Origin of the sequence: Autumnicola musiva, assembly GCF_031846585.1 — a bacterium.
GTDB classification, from domain to species: Bacteria; Bacteroidota; Bacteroidia; order Flavobacteriales; family Flavobacteriaceae; genus Autumnicola; species Autumnicola musiva.
This window is the reverse complement of sequence record NZ_JAVRHK010000001.1, coordinates 271,103-295,982: the sequence shown is the minus strand read 5'-3', so window position 1 is coordinate 295,982 and position 24,880 is coordinate 271,103. Positions and strand designations below refer to the sequence as shown.

The 24,880-nt window shown below is 38.9% G+C and carries 27 protein-coding genes; 18 read left to right on the top strand and 9 right to left on the bottom strand.

Annotated elements, in window-relative coordinates; genetic code table 11:
- Position 1: 1 nt before the first annotated feature.
- From RM539_RS01300 to RM539_RS01290, 3 genes are all read right to left on the bottom strand, one after another.
- Entirely contained in the window at positions 2-748 is a 747-nt protein-coding gene (locus RM539_RS01300) for a succinate dehydrogenase/fumarate reductase iron-sulfur subunit (protein ID WP_311501669.1), read from the bottom strand.
- A 79-nt stretch (positions 749-827) separates the two neighbouring features.
- Positions 828-2,831, bottom strand: a complete 2,004-nt coding sequence (locus RM539_RS01295) for a fumarate reductase/succinate dehydrogenase flavoprotein subunit (RefSeq protein ID WP_311501668.1) — start codon at positions 2,829-2,831, stop codon at positions 828-830.
- A 12-nt stretch (positions 2,832-2,843) separates the two neighbouring features.
- On the bottom strand, positions 2,844-3,506 hold the full coding sequence (locus RM539_RS01290; RefSeq protein ID WP_311501667.1) for a succinate dehydrogenase cytochrome b subunit: 663 nt from the start codon (positions 3,504-3,506) through the stop codon (positions 2,844-2,846).
- Between the two features lie 265 nt (positions 3,507-3,771).
- Here RM539_RS01290 and RM539_RS01285 point away from each other — a divergent pair, with 265 nt between their 5' ends.
- From RM539_RS01285 to RM539_RS01265, 5 genes are all read left to right on the top strand, one after another.
- Complete coding sequence (locus RM539_RS01285; protein WP_311501666.1) at positions 3,772-4,701, top strand: DnaJ C-terminal domain-containing protein; 930 nt, start codon at positions 3,772-3,774, stop codon at positions 4,699-4,701.
- Positions 4,698-4,988: a chaperone modulator CbpM gene (locus RM539_RS01280; protein ID WP_311501665.1), complete on the top strand. Its 291-nt coding sequence runs from the start codon at positions 4,698-4,700 to the stop codon at positions 4,986-4,988. The genes RM539_RS01285 and RM539_RS01280 overlap by 4 nt, the downstream gene beginning before the upstream one ends.
- A gap of 192 nt (positions 4,989-5,180) precedes the next feature.
- Positions 5,181-6,473, top strand: a complete 1,293-nt coding sequence (locus tag RM539_RS01275) for an aminopeptidase P family protein (protein ID WP_311501664.1) — start codon at positions 5,181-5,183, stop codon at positions 6,471-6,473.
- Positions 6,474-6,549: 76 nt separating this feature from the next.
- The gene (locus RM539_RS01270; protein ID WP_311501663.1) at positions 6,550-7,320 is read left to right on the top strand and encodes an alpha/beta fold hydrolase; all 771 of its coding nucleotides are present in this window, start codon (positions 6,550-6,552) and stop codon (positions 7,318-7,320) included.
- Positions 7,321-7,390: 70 nt separating this feature from the next.
- Positions 7,391-7,645 (top strand): DUF1660 family phage protein, encoded by a 255-nt coding sequence (locus tag RM539_RS01265; protein WP_311501662.1) that lies wholly within the window; start codon positions 7,391-7,393, stop codon positions 7,643-7,645.
- Here RM539_RS01265 and thiL read toward each other — a convergent pair.
- Entirely contained in the window at positions 7,642-8,703 is a 1,062-nt protein-coding gene (gene thiL / locus RM539_RS01260) for a thiamine-phosphate kinase (protein ID WP_311501661.1), read from the bottom strand. The genes RM539_RS01265 and thiL overlap by 4 nt on opposite strands.
- Positions 8,704-9,001: 298 nt before the next feature.
- On the opposite strand from thiL, the gene RM539_RS01255 reads away from it, so the two are divergent.
- From RM539_RS01255 to RM539_RS01210, 10 genes are all read left to right on the top strand, one after another.
- On the top strand, positions 9,002-9,331 hold the full coding sequence (locus tag RM539_RS01255; RefSeq protein WP_311501660.1) for a HesB/IscA family protein: 330 nt from the start codon (positions 9,002-9,004) through the stop codon (positions 9,329-9,331).
- A 130-nt stretch (positions 9,332-9,461) separates the two neighbouring features.
- The gene (sufB, locus tag RM539_RS01250; RefSeq protein WP_311501659.1) at positions 9,462-10,907 is read left to right on the top strand and encodes a Fe-S cluster assembly protein SufB; all 1,446 of its coding nucleotides are present in this window, start codon (positions 9,462-9,464) and stop codon (positions 10,905-10,907) included.
- A gap of 21 nt (positions 10,908-10,928) precedes the next feature.
- Positions 10,929-11,321 (top strand): hypothetical protein, encoded by a 393-nt coding sequence (locus tag RM539_RS01245; protein WP_311501658.1) that lies wholly within the window; start codon positions 10,929-10,931, stop codon positions 11,319-11,321.
- A 45-nt stretch (positions 11,322-11,366) separates the two neighbouring features.
- The gene (sufC, locus tag RM539_RS01240) at positions 11,367-12,116 is read left to right on the top strand and encodes a Fe-S cluster assembly ATPase SufC (RefSeq protein ID WP_311501657.1); all 750 of its coding nucleotides are present in this window, start codon (positions 11,367-11,369) and stop codon (positions 12,114-12,116) included.
- An 82-nt stretch (positions 12,117-12,198) separates the two neighbouring features.
- On the top strand, positions 12,199-13,512 hold the full coding sequence (gene sufD / locus RM539_RS01235) for a Fe-S cluster assembly protein SufD (protein WP_311501656.1): 1,314 nt from the start codon (positions 12,199-12,201) through the stop codon (positions 13,510-13,512).
- Between the two features lie 50 nt (positions 13,513-13,562).
- Positions 13,563-14,801: an aminotransferase class V-fold PLP-dependent enzyme gene (locus RM539_RS01230; protein ID WP_311501655.1), complete on the top strand. Its 1,239-nt coding sequence runs from the start codon at positions 13,563-13,565 to the stop codon at positions 14,799-14,801.
- Positions 14,802-14,855: 54 nt separating this feature from the next.
- Positions 14,856-15,284: a SufE family protein gene (locus tag RM539_RS01225; RefSeq protein ID WP_311501654.1), complete on the top strand. Its 429-nt coding sequence runs from the start codon at positions 14,856-14,858 to the stop codon at positions 15,282-15,284.
- Between the two features lies 1 nt (position 15,285).
- Positions 15,286-15,609, top strand: coding sequence for an iron-sulfur cluster assembly protein (locus RM539_RS01220; RefSeq protein ID WP_311501653.1), 324 nt, complete (start codon positions 15,286-15,288; stop codon positions 15,607-15,609).
- Positions 15,610-15,618: 9 nt separating this feature from the next.
- Positions 15,619-16,134, top strand: a complete 516-nt coding sequence (locus RM539_RS01215; RefSeq protein ID WP_311501652.1) for a DUF2480 family protein — start codon at positions 15,619-15,621, stop codon at positions 16,132-16,134.
- On the top strand, positions 16,134-17,033 hold the full coding sequence (locus RM539_RS01210; RefSeq protein ID WP_311501651.1) for a DUF3078 domain-containing protein: 900 nt from the start codon (positions 16,134-16,136) through the stop codon (positions 17,031-17,033). The genes RM539_RS01215 and RM539_RS01210 overlap by 1 nt, the downstream gene beginning before the upstream one ends.
- Before the next feature lie 127 nt (positions 17,034-17,160).
- On the opposite strand, the gene RM539_RS01205 is transcribed toward RM539_RS01210, so the two are convergent.
- A complete protein-coding gene (locus RM539_RS01205) occupies positions 17,161-18,240 on the bottom strand; it encodes a DUF6563 family protein (protein ID WP_311501650.1) in 1,080 nt (359 codons plus the stop codon).
- 206 nt (positions 18,241-18,446) lie between these two features.
- Between RM539_RS01205 and hflX the strand changes: the two genes are divergently transcribed.
- Both hflX and RM539_RS01195 read left to right on the top strand, forming a co-directional pair.
- Positions 18,447-19,670, top strand: a complete 1,224-nt coding sequence (hflX, locus tag RM539_RS01200) for a GTPase HflX (RefSeq protein ID WP_311501649.1) — start codon at positions 18,447-18,449, stop codon at positions 19,668-19,670.
- A 68-nt stretch (positions 19,671-19,738) separates the two neighbouring features.
- Positions 19,739-20,464 (top strand): hypothetical protein, encoded by a 726-nt coding sequence (locus tag RM539_RS01195; RefSeq protein ID WP_311501648.1) that lies wholly within the window; start codon positions 19,739-19,741, stop codon positions 20,462-20,464.
- 87 nt (positions 20,465-20,551) lie between these two features.
- Here RM539_RS01195 and RM539_RS01190 read toward each other — a convergent pair whose 3' ends face one another.
- The 3 genes from RM539_RS01190 to RM539_RS01180 all read right to left on the bottom strand — a co-directional run bounded on the left by RM539_RS01190 (position 20,552) and on the right by RM539_RS01180 (position 23,927).
- Positions 20,552-20,674, bottom strand: a complete 123-nt coding sequence (locus tag RM539_RS01190) for a hypothetical protein (RefSeq protein ID WP_311501647.1) — start codon at positions 20,672-20,674, stop codon at positions 20,552-20,554.
- A 71-nt stretch (positions 20,675-20,745) separates the two neighbouring features.
- Positions 20,746-21,549, bottom strand: a complete 804-nt coding sequence (locus RM539_RS01185; protein ID WP_311501646.1) for a Rossmann-fold NAD(P)-binding domain-containing protein — start codon at positions 21,547-21,549, stop codon at positions 20,746-20,748.
- A 5-nt stretch (positions 21,550-21,554) separates the two neighbouring features.
- Positions 21,555-23,927 (bottom strand): M28 family peptidase, encoded by a 2,373-nt coding sequence (locus RM539_RS01180; protein WP_311501645.1) that lies wholly within the window; start codon positions 23,925-23,927, stop codon positions 21,555-21,557.
- Between the two features lie 128 nt (positions 23,928-24,055).
- Here RM539_RS01180 and RM539_RS01175 point away from each other — a divergent pair, with 128 nt between their 5' ends.
- Positions 24,056-24,523 (top strand): CBS domain-containing protein, encoded by a 468-nt coding sequence (locus RM539_RS01175; protein ID WP_311501644.1) that lies wholly within the window; start codon positions 24,056-24,058, stop codon positions 24,521-24,523.
- On the opposite strand, the gene RM539_RS01170 is transcribed toward RM539_RS01175, so the two are convergent.
- Positions 24,520-24,867: a hypothetical protein gene (locus RM539_RS01170; RefSeq protein ID WP_311501643.1), complete on the bottom strand. Its 348-nt coding sequence runs from the start codon at positions 24,865-24,867 to the stop codon at positions 24,520-24,522. The genes RM539_RS01175 and RM539_RS01170 overlap by 4 nt on opposite strands.
- Positions 24,868-24,880: the final 13 nt, after the last annotated feature.

The following is a 24,880-nucleotide window of genomic DNA, read 5'->3' as shown; positions in this document are numbered from 1 at the left end:
ACTATCCTTTAGTAGTAGCTCTCATAAACTCACGGTTCATCCTGGCGATGTTCTCTAAAGAAATTCCTTTAGGACATTCAATTTCACATGCGCCGGTATTGGTACAGTTACCAAATCCTTCCGCATCCATTTGCCTTACCATGGCTTTTACACGCTCGGTAGCTTCAACTTCTCCCTGCGGAAGTAAAGCATATTTTGAAACTACGGCAGAGGTGAACAGCATGGCACTGGCATTTTTACATGCCGCCACACAAGCCCCGCATCCAATACAGGTTGCTGCATCAAAAGAGGCATCGGCGTTAGATTTTTCTACTGGAACGGTATTCGCATCGATAGTGTTTCCTGAAGTATTTACAGAAATATATCCCCAGGCCTGCTGAATCCTGTCAAAGGCGCTGCGGTCAACAATTAAATCCTTAATCACCGGGAAAGCTTTTGCACGAAAAGGCTCAATTACAATAGTGTCGCCATCCTTAAAAGAACGCATGTGTAACTGGCAGGTAGCAATAAGCTTGTCGGGGCCGTGAGGTTCTCCATTAATCTGAAGAGAGCAGGATCCACAGATCCCCTCCCTGCAGTCATGATCAAATTCCACGGGCTCCTCGCCTTTGGCTACCAAACCTTCATTCAGCACATCCAGCATTTCGAGAAAAGACATATCTCCTTCAATTCCCTCAATTGGATAATCTACCATTTTGCCCTTAGTGTTGGCATTTTCCTGGCGCCATATTTTTAAGTTAAGCTTCATAGTTTCTATTTGAAGATTTGAAGATTTGGAAATTTATTTTGAGCGGTTTTTCAAATTATGAAATTTCCCTATTTTCAAATTATTTATAACTTCTTGTTTTTAGTTCAATATTATTGAATTCCAGCTCTTCTTTATGAAGTTGGGCTTCACCTATGTTACCGGTATATTCCCATGCGGCTACGTACCTGAAGTCCTCATCGTCACGTAAAGCTTCGCCTTCTTCAGTTTGATATTCCTCGCGGAAATGACCTCCCGCCGATTCACTTCTATGCAGGGCATCTTTGGCAAAAAGTTCTCCCAATTCAAGAAAATCTGCAACCCTTCCGGCTTTTTCGAGTTCAGAGTTCTTTCCGGTTGCTGTTCCGGGTACTCTAACATTTTTCCAAAAATCTTCTCTAAGGGCAGCAATTTCTTTCAGGGCTTCTTTTAGTCCCTGCTCGTTACGGGCCATTCCGCATTTGTTCCACATAATCTGACCCAGTTTTTTGTGGTAAGAATCTACTGAATTTTTGCCCCCGGCATTCATCAGTTTTTCTATACGCGCCGTTACGTCTTTTTCCACGGCATCAAATTCCGAAGAATCAGTAGGGATTTTTCCTGTCCCAATATCATTGGCAAGATAATCTCCAATAGTGTACGGAAGTACAAAATATCCATCGGCAAGTCCCTGCATTAAAGCAGAGGCCCCGAGCCTGTTTGCTCCGTGATCTGAAAAATTAGCTTCTCCCGCGGCATAACATCCGGGAATTGTGGTTTGCAGGTTGTAATCTACCCATAATCCGCCCATGGTATAATGCACGGCAGGATAAATCATCATAGGAGTTTCATACGGGTTTTGATCTACGATTTTTTGATACATATCAAAAAGGTTTCCGTATTTAGCCGCTACAGTCTCTTTTCCCAGTGTGATAATTTCTTCTTTGGAAGGGGATTTATGTCCCATAGTAAAAGCTCTTTCTTTTCCGTAGCGCTCAATTGCACTGGCGAAATCAAGAAAAACTGCCTCACCGGTTTTGTTCACCCCATAGCCCGCATCACAACGTTCTTTGGCAGCTCTTGAAGCCACATCACGCGGCACAAGGTTACCAAAAGCGGGATAACGGCGCTCTAAATAATAATCTCTTTCTTCTTCGGAAAGCTCTGTAGGTTTCTTTTTGCCTTCTCTTATGGCCTGTGCGTCTTCTTTTTTCTTCGGAACCCAGATCCTTCCGTCATTTCGAAGAGATTCCGACATCAGTGTTAATTTAGACTGATGTTCTCCCGTAACCGGAATACAGGTAGGGTGAATTTGTGTATAGCATGGATTGGCGAAAAAAGCACCTCTTCTGTGTGCCCTCCATGCCGCCATCACATTACTTCCCATTGCATTGGTAGATAGGAAAAATACATTTCCATATCCTCCTGAAGCCAGTACTACTGCATGTGCTGAATGTCTTTCAATCTCCCCGGTAAGCATGTTACGGGCAATAATCCCTCTTGCCTTGCCATCAACAAGTACAAGATCCATCATCTCATGACGGTTGTAGGAAAGGATTTTTCCACGGTTAATCTGCCGATTCATGGCAGAATATGCTCCCAGCAATAATTGCTGCCCGGTCTGTCCTTTGGCATAAAAAGTACGGGAAACCAATACTCCCCCAAAAGAGCGGTTATCTAATAGTCCTCCGTATTCGCGGGCAAAAGGAACACCCTGTGCAACACACTGGTCAATAATATTACCTGAAACCTGGGCAAGACGATATACGTTTGCTTCTCGCGAACGATAGTCTCCACCTTTTACCGTATCGTAAAAAAGCCGGTAATCTGAATCGCCGTCTCCCTGATAATTTTTTGAAGCGTTTATTCCCCCCTGTGCCGCTATAGAATGCGCACGTCTTGGAGAATCCTGGTAGCAAAAGGTTTTTACATTATAGCCCAGTTCTGCCAAAGTAGCCGCGGCACTACCCCCGGCCAGTCCTGTTCCTACTACAATAATATCGATATTACGCTTGTTAGCAGGATTAACAAGATTAATGTTATTTTTATGTTTCTCCCATTTTTCCTCAAGAGGTCCTTCCGGGATTTTTGAATCTAAAACTGCCATAAATCGTACGTATTAAACGTTATTAATATAGTGAAAAAGGGCTATGAAAATGAATCCTAATGGAACGATAATCGAAAAAGCCACAGTAAAACCTCTTAAGCCTTTAGAATATTTGTTATGCCATCCCACCGATTGAAAAGAGGATGAAAACCCATGCCATAGGTGGAGTGCCAGGAAAACAAAAGAAAGAATGTATAAACCTGTTCTCACCGGGCTATGAAATTTTGCAATTAATTCCGGGTAATATCTCGTAGGATCGTCAGAATGAGTTTCAAAATATTTGTGAGCTATTTCCGGGAACCAGAAATCATAAAGGTGTAGCCCGAGAAAAGCCAAAACCACAAGCCCTGTAAGCAGCATGTTCCTGGACATCCAGCTAGTGTTGGTACTGGGCTTGAAACTTACATATTTAATATCTCTTGCCCTCCTGTTGTTGTACTCAAGAACAAGACCTAATATAAAATGAAAAAATACGCCTGTTATCAAAACCGGTTGCAGAAGAAACTGCACATAAAAATTAGTCCCCATAAAATGGGAAAACTGGTTAAATGCTTCCGGGCCAAATACCGAAGTGAAGTTAATTACCAGATGTTGAGCTAAAAATAAAACCAGGAAAAGTCCGGATAAGGCCATAGCAAACTTTCTTGCTATTGTAGAATTGAGAAAACCACCCATTTTGAATTTTTAAGAAATTTACCCGCAAAAGTAAGTCTCATTCTTATTTTGGGCAAATATTAATACTTATATTAAACCTTATTTAGAACCAGTTTAAAGAGATTGCTGTCAGTTCAAACATTTAGTGCAACGCATTACACTTATAGCTTTTTGTGCTACATAAATACAGAACTCAACATTTTTACAAAACCTTAACTGGACGATATTTTAGAAAATGAGTATTTTCATAGTTGCGAAGTAAATTCAGGATAAAATAGATTATTCGATGGATTTTATAGACTACTACAAAGTTTTGGAGCTGGATAGATTGGCAACTCAGGCCGATATAAAGAAAGCATACAGGAAACTTGCCAGAAAATATCACCCCGACCTTAATCCTGATAGCAAGGAAGCACAGGTGAGATTTCAGCAAATAAATGAGGCGCATGAGGTTCTAAGCGATCCTGAAAAGCGTAAAAAGTATGATGAATACGGGAAAGACTGGGAGCATGCCAATCAATTTGAAGAAGCAAAAAGGCAGCAACAAAACTCGGGCGCTACGGGATTTGGTAGCTTTGGCGACTTTGGCGGAGGTGAGGGATACGCTTATTCCGGAAATTTTGAGGATGATACCTTTTCAGATTTTTTTGAACAAATGTTTGGTGGAGGAGCAAGAAGTAGGGGAGCGGGAAGGAGGCCGCAGTTTAAAGGCCAGGACTTCAATGCCGAACTTCAGCTAAATTTGAGTGACATTTACACCTCCCAAAAGCATACCCTTACCATAAATGGTAAAAACATCAGGCTAACCATCCCTGCGGGAGTGGAAAACGGGCAGACTATCAAAATAAGCGGCCATGGGGCACCGGGAATTCAAGGTGGGCCTAATGGTGACCTGTTTCTTACATTTAATATCATAAACAATACGAAGTTTAGAAGGGAGAAAGCCAATCTTTACAGTACTGAAGAAATTGATCTTTATACCGCCCTTTTAGGAGGGGAGGTTACAGTTAATGTTTTTGGAGGAAAGGTAAAATTAAAGATAAAGCCCGGAACCCAAACTGGCACCAAGGTTAAATTAAAAGGAAAAGGCTTTCCTAAATATAAAAAAGAAGGCCAGTATGGCGATCTCTTTATTACCTATAATGTAAAGATACCAGCCAACTTAACTGAAAAGGAAAAGGAATTGTTCAGACAGCTGCAAAAATTACGCTCATGAATTTAGAAGAACTTATCCCGGCAGATAAAATTTGTTTACAGTACCAGGTGGAAAGAACATTTATTCATTCCCTAGGTGAAAATGGTTTAATTGAAATAATTTCTGTGGAAGAAAAACAGTATGTACACTGCAAACACTTGCGGAACCTCGAAAAAATGATGCGATTGCATAGGGATCTTCATATTAATGTTGAGGGTTTGCAGGCGGTGGAGCATCTTCTGAACCAGATAAGCAAACTAAAGAAACAAAATATACAGCTTAAAAACAGGTTAGGTTTGTATGAATAGATGCTGAATGTTGGCATTTTGTCTTGCTGAATTTCTTTCTGATGATTTCATCAATTCCTCCTTCACTTTATTAGTTTTAAAACATACAAGCCGTTTGCGGTTGTAGTGGAAGATTAAATTTCAAATTTTAAGCACCGTTAACAGCATTTGCCTGTAAAACTTTTAATTTTGAAGAAATTGAAAAAATAAACCATGAAATACGATCAAATCGATTCTAAACTCTTTATAAAAAACCGTAAAAGCTTCATGTCAAAAATGAAATCGGGCAGTCTTGCGGTTTTTAATTCTAACGATATATACCCCATTGGTGCAGACAGTACCTTGCCTTTTGAACAAAATCGTGACCTTTTTTATTTGAGTGGAGTAGACCAGGAAGAGAGTATTCTAGTTCTTTTTCCTGATGCTCCAAAGGAAGAGCACCGTGAGATCCTGTTTTTGACTGAAACCAATGAGCATATTGCTGTTTGGGAGGGAGAAAAGCTCACTAAAGAAAAGGCTTTTGAAGTGAGCGGGATAAAAATAGTGTACTGGATGAAAGATTTTGAAAAGATCTTCTTTGAAGTGATGACGCAGTGTGATACGGTTTATTTTAATACGAATGAGCATTATCGTTCTGCCCATAAAACCGAAACCAGGGACATGCGCTTCATCAAATGGTGCAAAGATAAATATCCGGCGCACCAGGTGGCAAAAAGTAATCCTATTCTTCAACGTTTACGGTCTGTAAAAGATGCAATTGAGCTGGACTTAATGCAAAAAGCCTGTGACATAACCGAAAAAGCCTTCCGCAGAACTTTAGGTTTTGTTAAGCCGGGTGTATGGGAATATGAAATTGAGGCGGAATATTATCATGAAATGATCAGGAACCGATCAAGGGGCTTTGCCTATACACCAATTATCGCCAGTGGAAAAAATGCCACTGTGCTGCATTATATTGAAAACAACCAGCAATGTAAGGAAGGGGAGTTAATTCTGCTTGATACCGGTGCAGAATACGCTAATTATTCCAGTGATTTATCCAGGACCATTCCTGTTTCAGGTAAATATTCAAAAAGACAAAAAGAAGTTTATAATGCGGTAAACAGGGTGAAGAAAGAAGCAACTCAAATGTTGGTTCCCGGCACAATTTGGGCGGAATATCATCAAGAAGTAGGAAAATTGATGACTTCAGAATTGCTCGCTTTGGGATTACTGGATAAAGCCGACGTGCAAAACGAAAACAAGGACTGGCCGGCTTATAAAAAATATTTTATGCATGGCACTTCGCATAATATAGGCCTGGATACTCACGACTACGGAATTTTAACCGAACCTATGATAGCAAACCAGGTGTATACCGTAGAGCCGGGAATTTATGTTCCTGATGAAGGTTTTGGAATTCGGCTGGAAGACGACGTGGTAATTCGGGAAAAAGGAGAGCCTTTCAACCTGATGAAGAATATTCCTATTGAAGCCGAAGAGATTGAAGAATTGATGAATGCGTAACTATTGGTTCTAGAGGGAAAATTTTTTAACGGCCACGAACACTGCTGAGTGATTTCGTGGCTTTTATTATTAAGATATGAATGTAAAATATAAAGGGGCAAATATACATTTTACCTCTGCCGGGGAGGGGAATCCAATAATCCTTTTGCATGGCTTTATGGAGTCTTCTAAAATATGGGGGAATTTTATACCCACACTTTCAGAGCAAAGGCAGGTGGTATGCATAGACTTGCCGGGACACGGGGAATCGGGGAGCTTCAATGAGATCCATAGCATGGAAGATATGGCTAAGGCAGTAAAAGAAGTATTACGTCACCTGGAAATAAGAAATGCGGCTATAGCAGGACACTCCATGGGAGGCTATGTTTGTTTGGAATTGTACAAAATTTTCCCTACACTATTAACAAGTTTGGTACTGGTAAATTCTACCCCTGAAGCAGATAGCAGGGAGCGCAAAATTAACCGGGAACGAGCTGTGAAATTGGTGCAGAAGAACAAAAAAGCATTTGTAAAAATGGCAATTTCAAACCTTATGATGCCGGAAAATTCTGAAAGGTTTCGGTCAGGGATTCAGGATTTGATAGCTGAAGCTATGAAGATGGAAGTACAGGAAATTACGGCAGCCATTAGAGGAATGAAAATTCGTACAGATAATGTACAGGCTTTTGCCAGGATGAATCTGCCGAAATATATTGTGGCGGGGAAAGATGATTCTGTTCTGGCCTTTGATCGCTTAAGAGATGTGGCGAATTCAACGGGAGCAGAGCTTTTAGAATTTTCGGGAGGTCATTTATCTTATATCGAAGATGAAAAAGCTTTATTGAAATTATTGCACTTTATCGAATAATTAATACTTTTTATCTATTAATTAACTTTTTTTTATAATTTTAATTTCAGAAACAAGAAATCAATCCTTTATGAAAAGAAATCCGAAGTTATTTTCATTCTCAAAGGTGTATTGTAGCATTTTTGGCCACAAATTAAGAGTATCAAAAAATGTTACCGAACATGTTCATGAATATAAGTGTACTAAGTGCGGGATGGAAATGACAGATACTGCCAATGGTTTCCTGGCCCGGCTAACTCCAAAATTTAAAGAAACTAACGATTATTTGGCTAAAATCCACCAAAGAAGAAGAAATCGCCGACAGCTTTTTGCAGAGGCTTCTTAATCTTCCTCTTCTTCTTTTTCCATCGAATTCCAGCCGCGAGCAATTAACGGGATTTTGGTGTTTGCACGAGTAATAAGGTGCATTCCTTCATTTTCTTCAGTCATATGGCCTATAACGGTCATATTAGGATTTCCTTTTATCTTATCGTGATCATCTTGTGAAATCGTGAAGAGTAGCTCGTAATCTTCGCCGCCGCTAAGGGCGATTGTGGTGCTGTCAATATCAAATTCTTCACAAACTGAAATTACTGCAGGATTCAGCGGAATTTTTTCTTCAAACAGGTTCACGCCGGTCTTGGAATTTTTACAAAGATGAATTACTTCAGAAGAAAGTCCGTCACTAATATCTATCATAGAAGTAGGTTTTACATCCAATTCTTTTAGTAATGGTGGTATATCTTTTCGCGCTTCCGGTTTTAACTGCCTCTCAATCAAATAAGTGTATTGATCCAGGTCTGGCTGGGCATTTGGGTTAGCCTTAAAAACCTGTTTTTCGCGCTCCAGGATTTGTAAACCCATGTAGGCCGCGCCTAAATCTCCTGATACCACTAACAAATCGTTCGGTTTTGCCCCGTTTCGGTAAGTTATATTTTCGGCTTTGGCCTGTCCCAGTGCAGTAATGCTTATTACTAATCCAGAGGTGGAAGAGGTGGTGTCTCCACCCACAACATCGATATTATAAATTTGGGAAGCCAGTTGTATTCCTGCATAAAGTTCTTCAAGTGCTTCTACAGGAAACCTGTTGGAAACTGCAATAGAAACAGTTATTTGTGTTGCTTTGCCGTTCATGGCGTAAATATCGGAAGCATTTACCATCACCGCCTTATAACCAAGGTGTTTTAATGGCATATAGGAAAGATCAAAATGCACGCCTTCCACCAAAAGATCGGTGGTGACAATGCACTGCATATCTTCGAAATCCAGTACGGCTGCGTCGTCACCTATGGCCTTTTTGGTGGACTCCAGTTTTGGAGCAAAATTTTTGGTAAGATGATCTATAAGGCCAAATTCACCTAATTCTGAAAGGTTTGTTTTTGTTTCCTGACTATTATCAAACATAACATGCAATTTATTACTGCAAAATAAGTGAATAAATATTCAAATGCCGACACTTGATGGCTGTTTCTGTTTTGAATGTTGAATTCTGGGCGGTTCCGGACTGGAAGAATTTGTGGTTTGGGTAGCTGGATCTTCTTTGGTTTCAACGTCTTGTTTATCAAATAATTATGCTCATTACATGATAAAAAGATTTAATCGACTACACTTATCAACCTATTCTTAAAACAAATGCACAGACTATGGTAAAACGCTTGTTTTGTAGTATATTTGTGCTCAATAGTATTAATCTTTTTAAGCTATGATAAAAGTAAGCGAAGACGCAAAAATAAAGATTGCCACTTTAATGACGGAAGAGGGTTTTGACAGCATTCAGGATTATGTTCGCGTTGGTGTGAAAAGTGGTGGCTGCTCAGGTTTGTCATATGAGTTAAAATTCGACAAATCCCAGGCAGAAGGAGATAAGGTTTTTGAAGATAATAACGTGAAAATTATAGTTGACAAACGCAGTGTTTTGTACTTAGCCGGCACTATTTTAGAATATTCCGGAGGGTTAAATGGCAAGGGTTTTGTTTTTAACAATCCTAATGCTCAAAGAACCTGTGGTTGTGGAGAAAGTTTTTCGTTATAGAATCAAATTTAAAGTAGAAAGTTTAAAAAATTGATTGCAGCAGTTAGTGAGATTTCAAGGTTGATAATTGGTTTAATGCAATATTATTTCAATTTAATATTTTTTGACTTTCCAACATTAAAACAAAGTTATGGCATATACTGAAGATGATTTAAAAAAAGAGCTCGAGACCAAAGAGTATGAGTATGGGTTCTATACAGATATAGAATCTGATACCCTGCCGGTTGGTTTAAATGAAGATATTGTTCGTGCGATTTCTAAAAAGAAAGATGAACCGGAATGGATGACTGAATGGAGATTGGAAGCCTATCGTGCATGGGAGCAAATGGACGAGCCGGATTGGGCAAATGTGCATTATGAAAAACCCAATTTTCAGAATATTTCTTATTATTCTGCTCCAAATAAAAAGCCGAAATACGATAGTTTAGATGAGGTAGACCCTGAATTGCTGGACACCTTCAAAAAGCTGGGTATATCTGTAGATGAGCAAAAGAAACTTGCCGGAGTGGCAGTAGATGTGGTGATGGATTCCGTTTCGGTCACAACTACCTTTAAAAAGACACTTGCTGAAAAAGGGATTATTTTCTGCTCCATTTCGGAAGCGATCAAAGAGCATCCGGATCTGGTGAAAAAATATATCGGCAGTGTGGTTCCGAAGAAAGATAACTATTATGCGGCTTTAAATTCTGCTGTATTTAGTGATGGTTCTTTCTGTTACATTCCAAAAGGGGTGAGATGCCCTATGGAACTTTCCACGTATTTCAGGATTAATCAGGCAGGAACCGGGCAGTTTGAGCGTACTCTTGTGGTGGCCGAACCCGGAAGCTATGTAAGTTATCTGGAAGGATGTACTGCGCCAACCCGTGATGAAAATCAATTGCACGCGGCGGTTGTGGAACTTGTTGCACTTGATGAAGCTGAGATTAAATACAGTACCGTCCAAAACTGGTATCCCGGAAATAAAGAAGGAAAAGGTGGGGTATATAATTTTGTTACCAAACGGGGCTTGTGTGAGAAAAATGCTAAAATCAGCTGGACACAGGTTGAAACCGGTTCTGCAGTAACATGGAAATACCCTTCCTGTATTTTGAAAGGTGATAATTCTGTAGGAGAATTTTATTCTATTGCCGTTACCAATAATTATCAGCAGGCTGATACCGGTACCAAAATGGTTCACTTAGGTAAAAACACAAAAAGTACTATTATTTCCAAAGGTATTTCTGCAGGAAAATCCCAAAATTCCTATCGCGGACTTGTGCAAATAAATAACCGTGCAGAGAATGCCCGCAATTTCTCACAATGTGACTCTTTGTTAATGGGTAATAAGTGCGGTGCGCATACTTTCCCTTATATAGAGGTGAAAAATAAATCGGCCAAGGTAGAGCATGAAGCGACTACCAGTAAAATTGGAGAAGACCAGATTTTTTACTGCAACCAGCGAGGCATAGATACAGAAAAGGCTATTGCTTTAATTGTGAATGGTTTTAGTAAAGAGGTGCTGAATAAACTTCCAATGGAATTCGCAGTGGAAGCGCAGAAATTGCTGGAAATTTCACTGGAAGGTTCCGTAGGATAAATTAAACTTTTGAAGCCACAAATGAAAAATATGTTAAGCCTTCTTGTGCTTTTCCTGGTGTTGGTGGGCTGTGAAGATGAAGACCGCAGGGATTTGGTTTCTGAACCTGAAGCTGAAGAAGTTGCCGATACTGTTCCTACTCTTGTAGGAGAATATATTTATGTGGCAGATGCCGGTGTGCTAAGGGGTAAAGACTTTGTTTATGGAGTGAAGATAGACTCTATGGCACAGGTGCTGGCAGAAGAGGTGCAGCCGTATAAAGATCAGGAATTCGATATGGTGAAGGTGAAGGTGAAAGTAAAAATTGAGCAAAATCGCCGTAGAGAAGGCTGGAAAGAAGTTATAGAAATTAGAGAAATAATTGATGTTCTGGAGGATAAAAAAACTCCGGAAGATCAGAATATAGAAGAGTAGTTTAAAATCAATCCCAATATTAATTGGGGTGCATATCATGAAATTATGCTTAAAATAAAGAATTTACACGCGAGTATTGACGATAAAGAAATTTTAAAGGGAATTAATCTTGAAATTAATCCCGGAGAAGTTCACGCTATAATGGGGCCTAACGGTTCAGGAAAAAGTACGCTTTCTTCTGTGATTGCAGGTAAAGAAGAATTTGAAATGACTGAAGGGGAAATCACTTTTGAGGGAACAAATCTTTCTGAACTGGATCCTGAGGAAAGAGCCCATAAGGGAATATTTCTTTCTTTCCAGTATCCTGTGGAAATTCCGGGAGTTTCGGTTACTAATTTCATGAAAACTTCCATTAACGCTCATAGAAAAGCAAATGGGCTGGAGGATATGCCGGCCAATGAAATGCTGAAGCTAATTCGTGATAAGTCTGAAATGCTGGAAATTGACCGTAAATTTTTATCGAGGTCTTTAAATGAAGGTTTTTCCGGAGGAGAGAAAAAGCGTAACGAAATTTTCCAAATGGCGATGCTGGATCCAAAATTATCAATTCTGGATGAAACCGATTCTGGTTTGGATATTGATGCCTTAAAGATAGTTGCCGATGGTGTGAACAAATTGCGTAATGAAAACAATGCCGTCCTGGTAATTACTCACTATCAGCGTTTGTTGAATTATATTGTGCCAGATGTGGTACATGTTTTAGTAGACGGAAAAATAGTAAAAACAGGCGGAAAAGAACTGGCGCATCAACTGGAAGAAAAAGGTTATGACTGGCTTAAAAAGGAAGCCGTATAAGCAATTTGAATTTTTCAATGTGAAAATTGGAAGTTTAAAAAGATGATTTTAAACTTTAAGCTTAATACTTGAAACTGAAGAAATGGAATTAAAAGATAAACTGGTATCATCATTTTTGGCTTTTGAAGAAGATTTTGGAGCTGATAACGAGGTGCATCAAATAAGAAGTCAGGCGATTAAGGATTTTGAGGATTTAGGTTTTCCCGGCAGGAAGGAAGAAGCCTGGAAGTATACTTCTCTAAATTCAATCCTAAAGCATGATTATAGTGTATTTCCGAAGAAAGAGGAGGCTATTGAATATCGTGATATTAAAAAATATCTTATTCATGACATAGATACTTATGACCTTGTTTTTATAGACGGGATTTATTCTTCCCATCTTTCTCAAACCACACACGACAAAATTGATGTTTGCCTCATGTCTTCGGCTTTAAATAAGCCGCAATATAAACCCGTTATTGATAATTATTTCAATAAAATTGCGCCAAAGTCAGGTTTAAATGCTCTGAATACTGCATTTGCGAAAGAAGGTGCGTTTATTCATATTCATAAAAATAAGCTGGCAGATAAGCCAATTCAGATAATAAATTTCTCTACCGGGAACGAATCCGCTTTACTGGTACAGCCACGTAATCTTATGGTGGTAGATGAGAATTCCCATGTTCAGATAATTGAGCGCCACCAAAGCCTTACAGACCATCCGGTTCTAACCAATTCGGTTACCGAATTATATGCTGATAAACGTGCGATAGTGGATTATTATAAGATCCAGAATGATAAATCTACAGCTTCGCTTATAGATAATACTTTTATCGAACAACAGGCTGAAAGCCATGTGTCGGTACATACCTTTTCATTTGGAGGAAAGCTGGTACGTAACAACCTCAATTTTTATCAAAAAGGAGAGCGTATTGACAGTACACTTAAGGGAGTAACGATTATTGAAGGGAAGCAGCATGTAGATCATAATACCCTGGTGCATCATATAGAACCAAATTGTGAAAGTCACCAGGATTATAAAGGTGTATTCTCTGATAAATCTGTAGGTGTGTTCAATGGTAAAGTAGTGGTGGAAAAAGAAGCGCAAAAAACCAATGCTTATCAATCCAACAACAATATCCTTGTTGATGATAAAGCAACCATTAATTCCAAACCACAGTTGGAAATTTTTGCAGATGATGTAAAATGTAGCCATGGCTGTACCATTGGACAGCTTGATGAAGAGGCATTATTTTACCTTCAGTCCCGCGGAATTCCGAGAAAAGAAGCTCGCGGATTATTAATGTATGCGTTTGCCAACAATGTGTTGGAAAGTGTAAAAATCCCCGAGATCAAGAAAAGAATTAATAAGCTAATCGCTTTAAAATTAGGAGTGGAATTAGGTTTTAACCTTTAATTGTTGCTGAAAAGTAGCAGCCTGAATTCAATCCTGAAAACAAAAACAGAATGAGTATTGCTACTGAAAAATTAGCTGTTGACGTAGAAAAGATCAGAAAGGATTTTCCCATACTTCAGCGTGAAGTAAATGGATATCCACTGGTTTATTTTGATAATGCGGCAACATCTCAGACTCCGCAACAGGTTATGGATGTGATTGTGGATTATTATTCCAATTATAATGCAAATATCCATCGTGGGGTCCACTCGCTTTCTCAAGAGGCTACAGATAAATATGAGGCCGCCAGGAAGACCATTCAGAAACATTTTAATGCTGAAAAGTCTTACGAGATTATTCTCACCTCAGGTACTACGCACGGGATCAATCTTGTAGCAAGCGGATTTGCTTCTCTGCTGAAAGAAGGTGACGAAATTTTGGTCTCTGCCCTGGAACATCATTCAAATATAGTTCCGTGGCAAATGATTTGTGAAAAAAGCGGGGCAAAACTGAAGGTGATTCCTATGAATGAAGATGGGGAAATTGTTTATTCAGAATTTGAAAACCTGCTAACTGAAAAAACTCAAATTGTCTTTTTAAACCATGTATCCAATGCATTGGGCACGGTGAACCCGATTAAAAAAATTATTGATAAGGCACATTCCAAAGGGGCAGCGGTGTTAATTGACGGTGCACAGGCGGCCCCGCATATTAAAGCCGATGTTCAGGAACTGGATGTGGATTTTTATGTAGCTTCTGCCCATAAAATGTGCGGCCCTACAGGAGTAGGGATGCTATATGGAAAAGAAGAATGGCTGAAAAAACTTCCTCCATACCAGGGAGGCGGCGAGATGATTGCCACGGTAACATTTGAGAAAACCACTTATGCCGACCTTCCTCATAAATTTGAAGCGGGAACGCCAAATATTTGCGGTGGAATTGCTTTTGGAGCCGCTCTGGATTATATGAATGCCATAGGCTTCGATGAAATTGCTGCTTACGAACAGGAATTATTGAAATATGCAACTGAAGAATTGCTGAAGATTGAGGGGGTTAAACTCTACGGGATTGCCAAAGAAAAAACTTCGGTAATTTCTTTTAATATTGAAGGTTTGCATCCTTACGATATAGGTACCATAGTGGATAAACTGGGAATCGCGGTGAGAACCGGACATCACTGTGCGCAGCCTATAATGGATTTTTATAAAATCCCGGGAACGGTTAGGGCTTCTTTTTCATTCTACAATACCAAAGCTGAAATTGACAGTTTTATTGAGGCCGTTAAAAAGGCTAAAATGATGCTTTCTTAACTCTTCAGTTACAGCCTCAAAATTGCTAATTTATCAGAAGAAAAAACAGAAACAGTGAGTAAAAGTATAAAAGAAATACAGGAGGAAATCGTTGATGAGTTTTCAATATTTGATGATTGGATGCAGCGTTATGAGTATATGATCGAACTGGGTAAAACTATGCCCCTTGTTGATGAAAAATATAAAATTGAAGAAAATCTTATCAAAGGATGTCAAAGTAAAGTATGGGTACATGCTGAACTTGAAAACGATAAACTTATTTTTACAGCCGATAGTGATGCGATAATCACCAAAGGAATTGTAGCAATTTTAATAAGGGCTTTTTCCAACCAGCATCCAGCCGATATTATTGAAGCTGATACGCAATTTATAGATGAAATAGGTTTGAAGGAACATCTTTCTCCCACTCGGGCGAATGGATTGGTGAGCATGATCAAACAACTTAAAATGTATGCCGTGGCATACCAAACACAATTGAATTAGAATGGAACAGGAAATAGACACTCAGGAATTAGGTGAAAAAATCGTAAAGGTTCTAAAAACCATATATGATCCTGAAATTCCCGTTGATATATACGAGCTTGGGCTTATATATGATGTAATGGTGAATACAGATTATGAGGTTAAAATCCTTATGACGCTTACCACCCCTAACTGCCCGGTGGCAGAAACGCTTCCGCAGGAAGTGGAAGAAAAGGTAAAATCCCTGGATATGGTTAAAGATGCAGAAGTAGAAATTACTTTTGATCCACCGTGGAGCCAGGATCTTATGAGTGAAGGTGCAAAACTGGAACTTGGATTATTATAAAAAAGTTTTATGTCTGCAGAAATTGTAAACAGAGTCTCAAATAGTAAACTGGTAACCTTTAATCTGGAAGATTATTATCCTGCCGGGGAACGGGTGCTTTTTGATATAAAAGATTGGCTGCTCGAGGGTTTTGTTCTTAGGGAAGGGATCTTCAGGGAAAAAGCGGCTGAACACGACTGGAGCCGGTACGAAAATAAATATGTAGCATTAACCTGTACAACAGATGCAATTGTTCCTGCCTGGGCATACATGCTTCTGGCCACGTATCTTCAACCTTATGCGAAGAAAAGCATAACGGGAAGCCTGGATGATATGGAAACTATTCTCTATACTGAAGTTCTTCAGAATATGGATGTTTCAGCCTTAAAGGACAAACCGGTAATTGTAAAAGGCTGTTCTCATAAACCCGTTCCTGATAATGCCTATTTATTACTTATAGAAAAACTGCAGCCTGTGGTGAAAAGTCTTATGTATGGTGAAGCCTGTTCTTCAGTTCCGCTTTACAAAAAACCAAAAAATCAGTAATGAGGAAAATTTTACTTGTAGCGGTAAGTATTCTAATTACGGGAATGGTACAGGCACAGGAAGATGAAGAACAGGATACAATCCCCAATGGCTGGCATACCGAAGGCAATGTGCAGTTGCTTTTTAACCAGTCTGCCTTTAATGCGGAATGGACCGGCGGCGGAACATCCAGTGTAGCAGCCAATCTCACCTTTAACTACAATTTTAATTATACAAAAGATAATTTTAGCTGGAATAACAGCATTCTTGCCAATTATGGATTAACAAAGGTAAAAGGAGATGATTTTCCGCGTAAAACAAGTGACCGACTGGAAATAAATTCAATCGCGGGACTGGAAATTGAAGATACTAATTTCTTTTATTCTTACTTTCTAAACTTTAGAACGCAAATAGACAAGGGCTATAGGTTTAGTGAAGATGCTGAAACCGGAGAAACTATAAGAACAGAAACCACACATTTTCTTTCCCCTGCATATCTGCAAACCGGTCCTGGGATTATGTATAAAAAAAGTGAAAATTTTATTCTGAATTTAGCTCCCGCAACGGCCAGGTTTATTTTTGTAGATAGTGACTTTACTTCGGGTCCGAATTATACAGATGGACAATATTTTGGTGTTGATGCAGGAAAATCCATCAGGTTTGAACTGGGTGCTTCCCTTAGTGCTTTGGCAAGTTTTGAATTGCTTGAAAACGTGGTGATGGATAATTCCCTTAACCTTTACTCTAATTACCTGGACAAACCGGGTAATGTGGATATAGATTACCTGATGAACCTGGAAATGGGAATTAACGACTATCTTTCTGCTAACCTTTTGTTCCAGGCTATTTATGACGATAACGCTGTGGGGGCGTTCCAGATAAGGGAAGTTTTTGGGCTTGGAATTAACTACGGATTTTAATTCACTTGCACCGGGGTAAGAACTAAATAAAGACTGAATTTATTTCAAAACCTTGTAGCCATATTGTAGATTCCGGTATAGCTCTTGAGTAAGATCAGGCTGCCGAAACAGCCATTTATTATTTCCTCTATGATTGATATTGTTCGAGCTCATTGATCTTTTGGATCATCAGGCGATCTGCTTCAACAGATTTGTCAGTTTTATCATATTCTATCAATAACTCAGGATATTTCCTCAATAACTTTTCCATATTCTTATTGTTTAGGATAGAAGTTATGCCCGTTTTAGAGTCTAATATTATTCCTGTATGTTTCATAGATGCCATGGCTCCAACAACTCCAAAAGTAGCAGCGGCAGTAGGAGAGGAGAATTGATCTTCAAAATATATATAGCGCCCTTTTAATAACGCCTTTACAAAATATTCAGTAGTAGTATAATTTGAGGCACTTAAAAAAATATCCTCACCATCAGAATATCCAAATAGTTTTTTAATCCGTTTTTTCTTTCCATCCTGATAAGCCATATAATGTTCTGCTTTTTTATTCTTCCCAACCAATTTGGAATTGAATAAAACATCAGTATGAGGTTTATTGTTCTTTAAATCATCAAAGTTCATGTAAAGACCTTTAACCGGTTTTGTGTCCCAATTAAAAGTTTCAGTAATGTTAGTAGTGGATAATGGCTGTAGCTCCATCTCCTTCCAGTTGGATACGGAGAATTCGGTAATACAATTTTTCAGAGCATCTTTTATACGTTCATCATGCTTGCCGGTAACATCCATTCCTTTTCCTTCCAAAGAACTTGAGAAGATTCCAAGTGAATATTCCTGCCCATCAACATCCTTTAAAAATTCCAGTTGTACTTCACAAACCCCTTGTTCAGACATTGCTGAAGTTCTTTCTGAAATATATAACTTATCAACTTTTAAAATCAATGGTATTTTTTCCTCGTTTGCCGGCAACAAATTATTGAAGTAGTTTTGAAGATGGGGAACAAAATCTTCACTAAAGTTAGCAGGTACTTTCTTATTAAAGGCTCCTTTTTGAGCGACGCCAATATTTTCCTTCTGGGATCTTGCATCTATAACTTTTTTGATGTAGAAATTGGTTTGTAGTGAGTCTTTAGCTTCAAGTGTGATCAAATGATCTTTCTGGGCCTGGCTTGTAGTAAAGGTTAGCATAAGCAATATTAGGAGTATGTTCTTCATTTTAAGATTATTTACGTTGTTTTATGAGTTACTGGTTATCAGATTCTTAAATTGGATAAAACGTGTGAATGTATAAAATTTTTCAATCCAAAAATCAACAGTTAATTTTTATTTTAAAGGTTTAGGCCAAAAGAATTTTAATTGTTCAAATCCTAAATAAATGTTGAAAATAAAACTGTTTTCTTCCTATTCCATATCTTTGCATTATGATTGAAAAGACTGATTTACAATACGAGAAGACGGTCCTGATAGGAATTGTCACCAAAGATCAGGGGGAAGAAAAACTTGAGGAATATCTTGATGAACTGGAATTCCTTACCTATACCGCGGGTGGGGAAGTGCTGAAGCGTTTTACCCAAAAAATGGATCGTCCCGATCCCAAGACTTTTATTGGTTCGGGAAAAATGAACGATGTAAGGCATTTTGTGGAAGAAAACGATATTGGTACAGCTATTTTTGATGATGAATTATCTCCCGCCCAGCAGAAGAATATTGAAAAAATTTTAAAGTGTAAGGTGCTGGACAGAACTAATCTGATTCTCGATATTTTTGCACAAAGGGCTCAAACCAGTTATGCAAGAACACAGGTGGAGCTGGCACAATATGAATACCTGCTACCGAGGCTTGCCGGAATGTGGACGCACCTTGAGCGGCAACGCGGGGGAATAGGAATGCGTGGCCCCGGGGAAACAGAGATTGAAACAGACCGTAGGATTGTAAGAGACAAAATATCCCTGCTGAAGAAGAAAATTGCCACCATAGATAAACAAATGGAGGTGCAGCGGGGTAATCGTGGGCAGTTGGTACGTGCCGCCCTGGTGGGTTACACCAACGTAGGAAAATCTACTTTAATGAACGTAATCAGTAAAAGTGAAGTTTTTGCTGAAAATAAGTTGTTTGCCACACTCGATACTACCGTAAGAAAAGTAGTGATTAGAAACTTACCTTTTTTACTTACCGATACTGTAGGATTTATTAGAAAGCTTCCCACCCAATTGGTAGAATCTTTTAAAGGAACTCTTGATGAAGTGCGTGAAGCCGATTTACTGCTACATATAGTGGATATTTCTCATCCCAATTTTGAAGAGCATATAGATTCTGTGAACCAGATCCTTGATGAAATAAAAAGTTCAGATAAGCCCACGTTAATGGTTTTCAATAAAATTGATAAGTATGAACCAGAGGTGATTGCTGAAGACGATCTTATAACCGAAAAGACCACTGCACACAATACTCTGGCCGATTGGAAAAGGACGTGGATGAACAGGTTAGGAGATGATGTTTTATTTATTTCAGCATTGGAGAAGGAAAATATGGAATACTTCAGGAAAAAGGTTTATGAAGCGGTGCGTAAAATCCATATTACCAGGTTTCCATATAATAATTTCCTCTATCCCGAATATGACACCTACGGTAATGAACAGGAATAGCTTGGCAATTCCTTAACTGAAAGTTATTTGATTTTATTTAAATTTATGAAGATCAAATATTTGCAGTTATGAGAAAATTGGTTTTACTGTCGTTATTAATTATTTGTTTCTCTTTGAATGCACAGAATCTTGAGGGATCCTGGAAGCTGATAGAAGAAAACGGGCAGAAGATTTCAGATAAAGAAGTAGTTCGAATATATCAGGACGGCTATTATTCCGAAGGGGCTAAAGATGCTGAAACAAATGAATTTCTCTGGGCGCTTGGCGGTGAATATTCTGAAGATGATTACCAGGAAACGCTAGATTTCAATACTAAAAATAAGGAAGTTATCGGCCAAAGTTTTAACCCGGAACTAACCTTTAAAGACAATGGAAATATCATTGAAATCAGGAACGAAGATGAAGTTCAGGTTTGGGAGAAAATTTCTAATAATGAAAATGCTCTCTCTGGAAACTGGGTGATAACCGGCAGGAAGAGAGACGGGGAATTGCGCAGGAGCACACCGGGAGAAAGACGTACTATCAAAATTCTTGGTGGGGATCGTTTCCAGTGGGTGGCATTTAATTCAGAAACCAGAGAATTTTTCGGTACCGGAGGTGGAACCTATTCGGCAGAAAAAGGAAATTATACTGAAAATATAGAATTTTTCTCCCGGGATAAAGAGCGGATTGGAGCGAGTCTTGGTTTTCAGTACGATGTACAGGATGGGGAATGGCATCACCAGGGAAAAAGTTCTAAAGGCGATCCGCTTTATGAAATCTGGTCCCCTTATGCTGAAGCTTACACGGAGTAGCTATTTGATTTTTGCAAATTTTTACTACAATAGATAACTTGAAAAGTGCCATTATTGCATCGTTAATGTTGAGTATGAAAATCTATTTCATTTTTTAATTTGATCGGAAAAATCCTCTTTTAAAGCTGATCCAAATATGTACATCTTATCACCATTATATTTTTTGCAAAGTTGGTTTAATGTTTCAATATGATTTTCAGGAGTATCCATATCTCAAATTTAAGTAAATATCTGCTTTAGAATCCCGGCCTGATTTAACATGATATTGGAAAATATCCTAATTAAATCTCATGTTGAAACTCAAAATCCAGCATTTCCTGTAAACGTTCTGATTTTATAATTTTTCCTTTTGAAGCTAAGCTGTGGTCATATTCCGGTAAAGCCAGATTATTAATTTTATCCTTTTTGGTGTAATAACTTTCCTTATCGGGATGGTTTGGATAAACAGCATTAAAAACAGTTCCCCAGGCTTCCTTTTTAATAATTCTAGTAATAATATCAATACAATCTTCCTGCTGAATTAAGTTTACAGGAGCTTTTGGATTCTTTAATCCTGTCTTTCCGGAAAGAAAATTTACCGGGTGCCGGTCATTTCCAAGCAATCCTCCAAACCTTATAATTGTGGTATTGAACTCAGCGGTTTCTTTTAGCATTTTTTCCGTGGAAATGATTTCCACAGCTGCCCTGGAAGTGCCGTTTGGAGCGGAAGCTTCGGTATATTCAGGAAATTCTTCAGTGTCTTTATAAACTGATGTGGAACTCACGAATATGACATTTTTGATACTGCTTTTTTTAATATAGCTCAGGAGCTTTTTAATCTTGCCGGTAAAATCAGCTTCAGGATCGCTTCTAAGTCTTGGGGGAATATCAATAATGAGAATTTCAGAATGAGAAAGGAAAGAGGTAAGATCGCCCTGTACTCCTTCAGCAAATAATTTAATCTGATAGGGTGAGATATTTTTCTCCTGTAATTTTACAATTTTCTCCCTGGAGGTAGTAGAGCCTTTTATACTATAAGCATTATCCAAAAGCACCTTGGCTAAAGGAAATCCTAACCAGCCGCAACCTAAAATTGAAATATTCATTAGTCTTAATTTGAGTTCATTATAATTTGTCCTGCCTCGTTGGCAGCAGTATTATTCTGTTGGGTTTCCCCCATTTTGATAGTTTTCCTGATAATAACTGCATCATTTACCACAAAAGGCCGCGGAATCATCCAGGCTCTTCTTTCGGGAATTTCGAGCTGTTGGTTCTCCAGAAGATCATAACTGGATTCGAAGAGAACAAATTCCGGTTCTTTGTCATTTTTAAGTCGGAAAGTGATTCTAAGGGTATCCTTTCCTGTAGCATGGTATAACAACAGCCTGTCATTCCAGCGCTTCTGAAAGATGTGGAATCTGTTTTCACCCAGGTAAACAGAATCTGCCTTTTTCCCATTCACTTCAAATGCTTCAAAATCCAGATTTCTTTCTGCAAAAAGTTCCATACGGTTCACTTCCCGGTTTGGTGCAATTTTAAGAGAATAGGAATTTTCTGTAGCAGAGCTGTCTGTTATTTTCAGAATAATACCTGGCTCTTTAAGGTCTATTTCAGGAGCATCTGCTTTATAGGTAAACCGGCTGCCGTATTTACTGTCAAAACCAGTAACGTGGATATCCTGAATTTCCGGCTCTTTTCCGAAGAAATTTGAAATCCATTCATCCGGCATTTTATCATAAGAATACCAGTTGGCATTGTTTTTATCAGCATCATATAAATAAACCAGGCTATTAGGTTTCGGGCGTTCTTTGCTGAAATCTGACTTGAAATGAGCAGTAATAAATAAAATATTAAATACAATAAAGCAAAGCAGGGCAAAATCTTTATTTCTTCTGAAGTAGCCAAACACAGGTAACAAAAGGCAGAACAGCAAAACAGTTAGTACTGCCGAAATAAAGAGAATTCCCAGGCCAAGGGCCACGGGGAAAGCATCTACAAAAGGTAATAAAATAAAAACGGCCGGTAAAGACAGAAGAGCCAGGAGAAGCAAATTTGGCTTTTTTTGCCTCATCATAACAAAGAGTTGAACAAGGCCAAAGAAGAAGCATATCACGAAATATGCAGCTCCTTTTAAATATAAAGCTGTGATACAGCAAAGGAATAACCAGAAAAATAACGGAGCTATGAACAAAGAAGCTTTACCACGGTATTTTCCGGAATTTCTATAAGAGAAAAAGGAAATCGTTAAGCTAAGGAAAATAGCAGCATAAATATAATAATAGCCGTTGTATGGAAATCCCTGTTCTATTTCTCCGTATTGCGGATAGATCATAAGGCAGAATTTCCAGAGAAGGTAAACTGCCAATCCTGAACCTGCCAGGCTAATTAGGAAGGGGATAAATCCCCTTAGAACATTTTTAAGCTCCAGCCGGGCAGTAGAAAAGCCATAGGAAAGCAATGCGGCAAATAGAAGAATGGCCAATAACAGCATTGGGAAAATCCATAAAAACGGATAGCTGATGATTTTTCCGAACGGCAAATTAAAGTAAAGCAAATCTTCAGCAGAATCAAGCGAAAGTTCGGCGTCTTTAAAATAGTACAGCAATGCCATTAAGTAATTTCCCTGCTGTGCCAGGCTTTCTTTATCGAGATTTTTGGGAATATCTGTGGCAGTGTGATAATCAAAATGATCATCTATAAAAGCAAAATTAAAACCATTTATGTTTCCCTGCTCCCGCATTACTGTAAGATCGGTATCGTTAGGCAGCATTTTGTAGACGCTGTAGGCCAGTGAATTGGTGACCGGATAATCTGGCCCCGCTTCTTTAAAGGCTTCTATTAATGCAGAATTGGCTGTGTTGGTTTCCAGGAGCATAAAAGAATTGCCGCCGCTACCACGAGACTCAAAATTTAGCGCAAGTTCCACATCTTCTGCCCAGGGATGTTCTTTAATAAAAAGTTCAGCACCATTAAGTCCCAATTCTTCGGCATCTGTAAAAAGGAGAATTATATCATTTTCATGTGGTATATTAGCGGTTACAAAAGCCCTTATGCCTTCCAGGATAGTAGCCACGCCGCTTCCGGCATCGCTGGCCCCATATGAAGAGTGGGGGTCACTGTCGTAATGGGTCATAATGGCTATGGCACCGCCGTCTCCCGAACCCTCAATCCTGCATATAATATTTTGTGGACGAGCCATTTCTCCCATTTTATTCAGGCTGAAACCTTCCTGGACCTGCACCTGTAAGTCCAGATCCTGCAACTGGTTTACAATATAATTACGGACTTTGTTATGCTCGGCGCTGCCTACAAAATGAGGTTTCTGTGCAATATTCTGAACATGCAAGAATGCCCTTTCGGTGGAAAACTCTTTTGCCGGGGCAGTTGAGGGTTTTATCTCATGCGGCCTGCTGCTGTAATAGCTTAACCAGACAGCAAATAGGATCAGAAAAAAGGCTAAGACAGGAGAAATTTTTTTCAGCATAAAAATGGCTGTGACAATTCGATTTTAAAGTTAGTCAAGTTTAGCATAAAAAAGAATAATTTCAACTGTGGATACGAATAACTTAAAAATGTTTATATTTAAGTAGTTAACAATCAAAACTTTGTATTATGGCTATAAAGAGTTTTCAGGGAAAGCGGGCCGAGCCGGAAAAGCCGGTTGAACCCGCGATGCTGGTTGAGGATTATATGAGTACCTCACTTGTTACTTTTAGAAAAGAGGAAAAAGTGGTTGATGTGATAGCAAGGCTTATTGAGAACAATATTTCCGGAGGGCCGGTTGTTAATGACAATTATGAACTTCTTGGAATAATTTCCGAAGGTGACTGCCTTAAACAGATTTCAGACAGCCGCTATTATAATATGCCTATGGAAGATCTTACTGTAGAAAAACATATGACCTGCAATGTGGAGACTATTGATGGAAAAATGAATGTTCTGGATGCCGCCAGGAAATTTATAGAGCTTAAGCACAGGAGATTTCCCATATTGGAGAACGGGAAACTGGTCGGGCAAATAAGTCAGCGGGACGTTATGCGTGCAGCACTTCAGCTAAAAGGTGATACCTGGCGTATTTAAGTACGTTTTACCAATGCATAGTATTCGTTTTCCAGTGGTAAATAACCCTGGTCATATACAAAATAATAAACCGTTCCAGTTTTTGTAGTATAAATGCTGGTGATGTGATTAAAGCTGAAACCTTTTTCCAGTAATCGGGATTTGCTGGTTTTGCCTTTATTTTCGGGATTCAAGTCCTGCAGGATTTTATAGTTTTTTCGCAGCTGATTATTTACCGCTCTTATAATGGCAATTTCGCCACGGTTGGCTTTGTTGTGATGGGCATTGCGGCAATAGTCACTGCAGAACTTTTTGTCTTCCCGCCCAACGAGTTTTTCCCCACATTCCAAACAACTTCTCTGCATTTAATAAAGGTAG

Bases quoted from the DNA above. Each gene is read 5' to 3' on its own strand.
- RM539_RS01180 (WP_311501645.1), bottom strand. From the start codon at position 23,927: ATGCTGAAAAAAATTTCTCCTGTCTTAGCCTTTTTTCTGATCCTATTT.
- RM539_RS01265 (WP_311501662.1), top strand. From the start codon at position 7,391: ATGAAAAGAAATCCGAAGTTATTTTCATTCTCAAAGGTGTATTGTAGC.
- RM539_RS01255 (WP_311501660.1), top strand. From the start codon at position 9,002: ATGATAAAAGTAAGCGAAGACGCAAAAATAAAGATTGCCACTTTAATG.
- sufB (WP_311501659.1), top strand. From the start codon at position 9,462: ATGGCATATACTGAAGATGATTTAAAAAAAGAGCTCGAGACCAAAGAG.
- RM539_RS01300 (WP_311501669.1), bottom strand. From the start codon at position 748: ATGAAGCTTAACTTAAAAATATGGCGCCAGGAAAATGCCAACACTAAG.
- RM539_RS01185 (WP_311501646.1), bottom strand. From the start codon at position 21,549: ATGAATATTTCAATTTTAGGTTGCGGCTGGTTAGGATTTCCTTTAGCC.
- RM539_RS01190 (WP_311501647.1), bottom strand. From the start codon at position 20,674: ATGGATACTCCTGAAAATCATATTGAAACATTAAACCAACTTTGCAAA.
- RM539_RS01290 (WP_311501667.1), bottom strand. From the start codon at position 3,506: ATGGGTGGTTTTCTCAATTCTACAATAGCAAGAAAGTTTGCTATGGCC.
- RM539_RS01220 (WP_311501653.1), top strand. From the start codon at position 15,286: ATGGAACAGGAAATAGACACTCAGGAATTAGGTGAAAAAATCGTAAAG.
- RM539_RS01210 (WP_311501651.1), top strand. From the start codon at position 16,134: ATGAGGAAAATTTTACTTGTAGCGGTAAGTATTCTAATTACGGGAATG.
- thiL (WP_311501661.1), bottom strand. From the start codon at position 8,703: ATGTTTGATAATAGTCAGGAAACAAAAACAAACCTTTCAGAATTAGGT.
- RM539_RS01195 (WP_311501648.1), top strand. From the start codon at position 19,739: ATGAGAAAATTGGTTTTACTGTCGTTATTAATTATTTGTTTCTCTTTG.
- RM539_RS01170 (WP_311501643.1), bottom strand. From the start codon at position 24,867: ATGCAGAGAAGTTGTTTGGAATGTGGGGAAAAACTCGTTGGGCGGGAA.
- RM539_RS01295 (WP_311501668.1), bottom strand. From the start codon at position 2,831: ATGGCAGTTTTAGATTCAAAAATCCCGGAAGGACCTCTTGAGGAAAAA.
- RM539_RS01175 (WP_311501644.1), top strand. From the start codon at position 24,056: ATGGCTATAAAGAGTTTTCAGGGAAAGCGGGCCGAGCCGGAAAAGCCG.
- sufC (WP_311501657.1), top strand. From the start codon at position 11,367: ATGCTTAAAATAAAGAATTTACACGCGAGTATTGACGATAAAGAAATT.
- hflX (WP_311501649.1), top strand. From the start codon at position 18,447: ATGATTGAAAAGACTGATTTACAATACGAGAAGACGGTCCTGATAGGA.
- RM539_RS01205 (WP_311501650.1), bottom strand. From the start codon at position 18,240: ATGAAGAACATACTCCTAATATTGCTTATGCTAACCTTTACTACAAGC.
- sufD (WP_311501656.1), top strand. From the start codon at position 12,199: ATGGAATTAAAAGATAAACTGGTATCATCATTTTTGGCTTTTGAAGAA.
- RM539_RS01215 (WP_311501652.1), top strand. From the start codon at position 15,619: ATGTCTGCAGAAATTGTAAACAGAGTCTCAAATAGTAAACTGGTAACC.
- RM539_RS01270 (WP_311501663.1), top strand. From the start codon at position 6,550: ATGAATGTAAAATATAAAGGGGCAAATATACATTTTACCTCTGCCGGG.
- RM539_RS01230 (WP_311501655.1), top strand. From the start codon at position 13,563: ATGAGTATTGCTACTGAAAAATTAGCTGTTGACGTAGAAAAGATCAGA.
- RM539_RS01275 (WP_311501664.1), top strand. From the start codon at position 5,181: ATGAAATACGATCAAATCGATTCTAAACTCTTTATAAAAAACCGTAAA.
- RM539_RS01280 (WP_311501665.1), top strand. From the start codon at position 4,698: ATGAATTTAGAAGAACTTATCCCGGCAGATAAAATTTGTTTACAGTAC.
- RM539_RS01245 (WP_311501658.1), top strand. From the start codon at position 10,929: ATGAAAAATATGTTAAGCCTTCTTGTGCTTTTCCTGGTGTTGGTGGGC.
- RM539_RS01285 (WP_311501666.1), top strand. From the start codon at position 3,772: ATGGATTTTATAGACTACTACAAAGTTTTGGAGCTGGATAGATTGGCA.